This is a genomic window from Marivita sp. (assembly GCF_051859345.1).
Classification (GTDB): Bacteria; Pseudomonadota; Alphaproteobacteria; order Rhodobacterales; family Rhodobacteraceae; genus Marivita.
In genome coordinates this window covers 1-605 of sequence record NZ_JBHYFV010000113.1, presented here as the reverse complement: position 1 = coordinate 605, position 605 = coordinate 1, and the positions used below count along the sequence as shown (strand labels likewise).

The 605-nt window shown below is 62.0% G+C and carries 1 protein-coding gene and 1 pseudogene; both read right to left on the bottom strand.

Annotated elements, in window-relative coordinates:
• A partial coding sequence (locus tag ACTIEN_RS22305) for an ATP-binding protein (protein ID WP_439525322.1) occupies positions 1 to 356 on the bottom strand: 356 nt, incomplete at its 3' end.
• Positions 353 to 605: pseudogene (locus ACTIEN_RS22300) on the bottom strand (IS21 family transposase); the annotation flags it as partial. The gene ACTIEN_RS22305 and the pseudogene ACTIEN_RS22300, both read right to left, overlap by 4 nt.

Sequence of the window (605 nt, the reverse complement as noted above, 5' to 3'; positions counted from 1 at the left end):
TGAAGGCGCCGTTCGTCGGCAGCCTCAATCAGTTCGTGGACCAAGGCTGCAGCGGTTGTGAAGCGAACCTTCAGACCTTTTTGGCAGGCCGCCAGTCCGAGCCCCAGGGCGACGTGGGTCTTGCCGGTGCCGCTCGGGCCCAGGGCGATGACGTTCTCGCGCCGATCTACGAAGGCGCAGCGGGCAAGTTCCATGGTCAGGACCTTGTTGAGAGAGGCGATGACCTTGAAGTCGAAGCTGTCCAGGCTCTTGGTCGCCGCGCATTGCCGGGCCAGCTTGTCGTACTCGCTGTTGAAGGTTGGCAGGCGCAGCTTCTTGAGATGGTGCTGCAGCAGGACCTGCGGGGTATCGGTCATGCCGCTGTTCCGGACATCAGCACCTTGTAGCTGGCCGGGTCCGTCGTCTCGACCTGTGCCTTGGGCAGATAGGGATAGATGTCGAGATCAAGCCGCGGCGGGCGCTTCTCGATCCGGCACAGCACCAGATGCTTGACCGCATCGTAGCCAATGGTCCCGTGACCCAGAGCGTACTTGATAGCGCCATGGACATGGGCCATCTCGAAAGTCTCCAGCAGGCGCAGAACCTGAACGTACTCGCGTTTGCCC